Genomic DNA, 5,772 nt, shown 5'->3' on the forward strand with positions numbered 1-5,772 from the left:
GACCTCAGAATGCCGAGGCGAGCGGTGGCTTCTTACACCACGTCCGGGGACACAACCGTCACGCTGTGTCCGGATGATGGGAGATCGGCGAATTGTCAATCCTTTTAACCCGCGCAGACGCGCTTCGCGCAGTCGACAGTCCGAAAGTGCGGATACTCGGGCAGCCTCATGTCCGAACCGTGACTAAATCTGTGTTTCCTTAACACAGACACATCTGGAAGGGCCTTTAACCGTCAAGATCTGCGGGCGAGTTCACGGGCAACAGCCGCGCTTCACGTCCTGTGGCTAACCGACTGAAATCATAGATAAATATATCGAACAGACTTTGCTCGATGCGTTCGGCCATGCAGGTACTCCTGAAATCAAGGGCTTACCGGTGAACTGTAGACAGACTTAATTAATTGCGATCACCGTGTGTTGGTCGGGCGACGGTCACGGAACGCGAGTTGAACTTGGAGCCCAAGGACCTGAACTGCGCCGCTGGCTGGGTGCATCTGATTCGGCGGCTGTGCAGCGGGCTGTAAGCGGTTTCAGCCCTCAGGGATCGGTTGGCGATGCGATCAGGGCATCGCCCACTTCCAGGCCGCCGCCGCCATTGCAGAGGGCGATCCACTTGAGTTGCCCGGCGTCGGTGGTCCAGCGACCGTGGCCCGGGTTGGGGCAGGCGCTGGAGGTTTGTGTCTGGCCTTGCCGAGCGACGATGCCGGGCGTTTCAGCGTTTTCGCCGGTGACCGCGATCTCATACACCGTGCCGTTGGAAAATCCGAATGCCACCACCCCGATGTTGCCGTTATCAAAGCGGACCGTGTCCAGGCCGATCACCTGCGCAAAGGCTGAATCCCCGCTGGCCCCTGTGCCGCCAAGATCCAGCACGCCGCGTTCGGTGACGACCGCACTTGTGCCATCCCAGGTCCACCACTTGAGTTGACTGGGTGTAGCGCCCTCCTCACCCGCGGAGGTCGCGAAGCACAGGCCGCCGTTGCAGCGAATCTGGCGTGGATTCGCCGCGACACTCCCAACAGTGGTCACATCTGCCGAGTTCAGGTCGACATGCTGCAACAACGCGCCGGTGTCAGGACTGTCCTGAAGGGCCAACGCCGGGCCGGGCGTGTCGGTGTCGGTCTGAACCACAAACGCGGACAGCACGGGCCCGATATCCACAAACCGGAACGTGTTGTATTCCAGCACGCGTTCGTCGGGGTTGAATCGGAATAGCCTCAGGCCCGAATCGCTGGCCAACAGGCCACCGTCCGCGCGGATGTTGCCACCGAAGGTGGTGGCGTCGAGAAAAAAGCTGTTCCCGGTGATATGCGTGAATGCTTGCCCGAAATCATTGGGGTTGTTCGGGTCCCTGAATTCCTCGGCAGGTGCATTCGACCGTTGGAATCGCCCCGCCGTGGACGAGCCTTCAAGCGCTTGGCCGTAGGTCAACACCGTCGCACTTTCGTCCGCACCGGGCACGGTTGGCAGCAGCGGCAGTACGCCGAAGGGCGCAAAGGCACGGCTCGCGCCGAAGAACGGGTCCTGCCCACCAAGAAACTCACCGATTTGTTCGCCTGATTCGACGTCTATGGCGGAGATCGCCCCCTCGCTGCTCGCGGTGACGGCCACAAACCGGGGATTGTCATAGGGCCCAAATGCACAGGGCTCGATGCCGAGCCGGCAGGTGTCCTCGGGCGGCGCCGTGCCGGTCGCCCAGGCCGGCTGCAGCACATCGTCCGATTGCAGTAGCCCACCTTGCTCCAGCCCGCCGCACCGGCTGGCGTCTCCGCATTCGAGGAACCCCGGTTCGAGTACGCCAATGGGTTCGGTGGGTGGTGACGTGGTGGGCGCCAGGCATTCACTTTCGCGGGTGGCGGCGAGGGTGAATGTCCGCTGCGCGTCGTCGCCACTGAGGGCACCATTCGTCAGAGCGGCGGCGACATACAGCAGCGCATTGGCGCCTGACGTCGTCTCGCTTTGCGCAAAGACGAACTCGCCCTCGGTGGACAGGTCGGCGTAGCGATCACCCACCACAATGCCTGCGGTGTCACAGGTGACGGTCTGGCGATACGAGGGGTCAACACTCAGTACTTCGATATCACCCTCCAGCACGAAGGGTGCCTGGGATTGAAACGTGCCGGTCGCGGAGTCCAATTCAAACCCACCGGCGCCACGGGCCTCGGTGACCAGTGTGTAGCGAGACTCGGACTCCAGGGTGCGTGGCGCAAAGAAACGAATCCTGAACGGGCCGGCCTCGCCCACCAGTCCGGAGAAATGGTTGATATCGCCCGAATAAACCAGCTGACTCCGGGTGAAATCCACGTCGATAGCCTGGTTTCGCAGCAATTCCAGCGTGCCGTCTGCGCTCTCGGTGACCATCAGCGCCGGCGTGAAGGCGACGGAGTCGTCATCCTCGTCATCCACGGTGGGTGTCGCAGTGACGGTCAGCCGAGCAGGGATGAGGAACTCCAGGCCGCTGGGCTGCAAGTCGTAAATGAACGCAATGCGGTCGGTGGGGCCATCGCCCAGCAGGAGGGTGGTGTCGGCCGCCGCAATCTCGATGGCGACGGGGCTGGCCAAGGCGTTGGCGGGAATGTCGAGGCGAACCAGTCCATCGTCAGACACCACGACACCGCCGTCCGCCCCGATCGTCGTGCCGGTGGGCGCGGGAGTTGGAGTGGGTTGTTCATCGATGACCACGCCGGCCGTGTCGATGGTCGTCGCGTCTCCGCAGCCGCCCAGCGCCGCGGCAAGGCAGCTGAGTGCACAAGCCGTAAACGCTCGCCGGCCGAAATCGCGTGTCATGTTCATCGTCTCCCCCTCGCCCGTTTGCAGCACGCAGTCCAGTGCTCGCCGTCGCGGCGTGATGATCCTGCGCCCCTGCCGGGGTCACGAGTAACACGCTCGGCAACCGGTCGCAACGCGAGCAAAGGCCGTCGTTGGGCCAATGGAGTTCGTGGATCGATGGTTCGACGACTGAACGCGCTGGGGTTTGACAACCCGCTGGACGACGACAGTCCCTCGCCCTGTACCAGCGATCAATGGCGGCGGCGTTAGTCCGTCATGCTCAGGCGGCAGACCAGCCCCACGCGCTGAGCTCGGAGGTTTGCGAGGTCACCAATCGAGGGGGTTTTCGAAGGTGGTCTCGTCCTCGGGTGCCTCGGCCAGGGGTATCCAGATCGTCCCGGCGGCGTAGGCGGCCTTGCAATCGGAGGCATCGCGCAGCTTGTCCGCCTCGTCGGTGAACACACCGTCCATCCCCGGTCCGACGAAGCGCGGGTCGTCACAGACGTCATCGTCCGCGCGGACGCCGTCGGTTCCGAAGTCGACGAGTTCGATGGGCATCTTCGGCTGGGCTGTCGACCCGAATGACAGGCTCAAAAGTCCCGCTGCCAGCGCAATAGTCAGTCTCTCTTTCATGGATCGTATCCAGATGATGTCGGTGGCCACCTCTGACCCCTGGGGTTATTTCCGCAGTAGCTGTTCGATTTCGCGCAGGCGCTCTTTCGTCTCGAACAACTGATCGGCGCTCAGGCGGGACGGTTTCCTGTTTCCTGATATCGCGCCGTAGCCGACCGCGCCCTGGTTGTTCATTGCGCGTTCGTGGTTGGCGAGCATCGATTCCAGGCGTTGTTGTTCTTGTTCTAGCCGCCGCCGCTCGGCGTCGCGCTCGGCGCCGGCCCTCGCCGACGCGTTTCCTTCCGCATCGATCAGCGAGTGGCTGAGCAGGTACGCCATCGTTTCTCTGGGTGACGTTCCCTCGATGGCATCGCGGCTCACGACCAACCGCCGCATCTTGTCTGCCGTGGCCTGGTCCAGTTCCGCGAAATCCACGGAGAAGCCACCCTCGGATGCGCATTGCGGGTTCGCCTGAAAACGCTTCATGAGTTCGCGCTGCGCACCCAGCAGTTGAACAATGTTGCGGTTGGCCTCGATGAACTGAGCCGTCAGTTGGCGAGCGGGTGTTCCCGCGTAGAAGCGTTCGAGATCCTGCTCCTGGAACGCCTTGAACGTGTCCATGTGCCGATTGAGGTTCTCGGACAGCGGATCGATCGATGCCAGGTCGGCACAGCGTCTGTCCATTGCATCGTAGTGCCGCCGGTGGACGCTCGCCCAGGCGGTGAGCACGTGATTGAGCTTGGCGAAGGTCTCCTCCCGAGGCTCGGGCAACGGGATGTCCAGCCGGGTGACGGTTCGGAACGACTGTTCGGGATGCCCGCTCTGACGAAACGCGCCGTCCGGCCCCCGAGGCTCGAAATGCAGCTGGCCGTTTGATCGGGTGATGGTCGTTTCAAAAAGCGGTATGGCGGTGAGGACGGTCTGGTCGATTTTCTTTCGGTAATAGTGACCGAAGGCATCGGTGCCCTTCCCGGGCTCCCACCGGTAACCGCCGTAGCGCTCGTCGTGCTGGTGAAAGAGATGGAACTGCCGCAGCTCCAGATTCAGGCTCTTCAGAAATGCGCCGGCCTGGCGAGTGTCGAAACTCAGCTGAATGTCCTCAAGCCTGAGCGCAACCTGGTCGCTCTGGCCGGTTAGCAGGCCGTCGGGGTAGTCGGCGAAGCTGTAATCCCAGCGGCTAGTTTGCTTGTTGCGGACACCGAGCATCCGGGTCCCGGAGATCGTCCCCTCCAGTTCCGTAAGGTGGCTGAACTCGGCCTTCACGGCCAGCGAATCTCCATTGGGTCGTGTCAGCTGACCGACCAGGGCGGTGCCGAGTCCAAAACTGCCGGTGAAGGTCCAGTCACCGATGCGCAGGGTGCCATCGCCATTGCGGCAGTCACCGCTTACACAGCGCCCTTCGCTGGTCAGAATCAGGTCCGGAAACCCACCCGGCGCGAGCCGCTGCTTCTTGATCTCGACCCCGCGCAGGAAATTCCGATACAGCGTGTTGAGATCGTCGAAATCGACGTAGTTTTCCTTGAAGATCTGATGCTTGTACAGAAACAGCAAGTCCTCCTTTTCCTGCGCTGAGACGGTCGCGAAGTTGTCCGCATAGCGTGCGGCGAACTGCGCCTGACCCTGGACGATCAGGTCATCGGTCGTTCCGTCGAGAAGATGCGGGACCGTCTCCTCCAGCGTGTTGTAAAGCGACCAGAGCCTTATCCAGCGGCCGCCCTCGCGGTACTCCTGAAGCACATGGCGAATGACCTCGTCGTTGTCCAGTGGCGGATCGAGCACGAGGTCGACGGTGTGGATCAGATACGCATCCGGCGGGGCCACCGTCTTGCCTTCGATCGCCAGCCCGTCGGGTTGACGCTTGACCTTGATGCGCAGACAGACGTTGGCCAGCGGCTTTGGACGGTCGCGGTAGGGGCAGAGTCCGAGCACGCTCCAGTGGTCGGAAGCCAGGTCGAGGCGCAGGCTGGGGTCCAGGGATTGCAGGCTGTCGTAGAGGCGGTGGTCGTAGAGCGACAACCCGTTGAAGGTCAGTGATCTCGTGGCCTGAGACCAGTCAATTCTCTTGATGCGCAGCCCGGTGACCGCACGCAGGGTCAGCGGTACGTCCGGAATTTCATAAAGCCATTCGTACCCGTGCGTGCCCAACTTGGACGTGTAGTGCAGACCGTAGTCCTGCTTTGTGGTCTTGGCGCTTCCGCCATCGCTGGCCTTGCCGGCCACCTTCAGGAACAGTTCGGCGATCTCGTCGCCCGACCACTCGCCCGACGGAGCCGCCGCTGCCGATCCGAACAGGAGTCCGATCACGAGTGCGGGATAAAGCGCGAGGCAACGCCATTGCCTTGAAATCTCGGGTGTGGCCATGCGGTCCAGCTCTTCCCGGGCGGTGGATGA

At 62.4% G+C, this 5,772-nt stretch carries 3 protein-coding genes; all 3 read right to left on the minus strand.

Annotated elements, in window-relative coordinates:
• Nucleotides 1-537: 537 nt before the first annotated feature.
• Complete coding sequence (locus tag ABNS06_RS11125) at nt 538-2,793, minus strand: hypothetical protein (protein WP_348674667.1); 2,256 nt, start codon at nt 2,791-2,793, stop codon at nt 538-540.
• Nucleotides 2,794-3,096: 303 nt separating this feature from the next.
• Nucleotides 3,097-3,402, minus strand: a complete 306-nt coding sequence (locus tag ABNS06_RS11130; protein WP_348674668.1) for a hypothetical protein — start codon at nt 3,400-3,402, stop codon at nt 3,097-3,099.
• Between the two features lie 45 nt (nt 3,403-3,447).
• Nucleotides 3,448-5,772 (minus strand): hypothetical protein (locus ABNS06_RS11135; RefSeq protein WP_348674669.1); only part of this gene is annotated, 2,325 nt, incomplete at its 5' end.

Origin of the sequence: uncultured Abyssibacter sp. (genome assembly GCF_964000955.1) — a bacterium.
Taxonomy (GTDB): domain Bacteria; phylum Pseudomonadota; class Gammaproteobacteria; order Nevskiales; family OUC007; genus Abyssibacter.

Bases quoted from the DNA above. Each gene is read 5' to 3' on its own strand.
- ABNS06_RS11125 (WP_348674667.1), bottom strand. From the start codon at position 2,793: ATGAACATGACACGCGATTTCGGCCGGCGAGCGTTTACGGCTTGTGCA.
- ABNS06_RS11130 (WP_348674668.1), bottom strand. From the start codon at position 3,402: ATGAAAGAGAGACTGACTATTGCGCTGGCAGCGGGACTTTTGAGCCTG.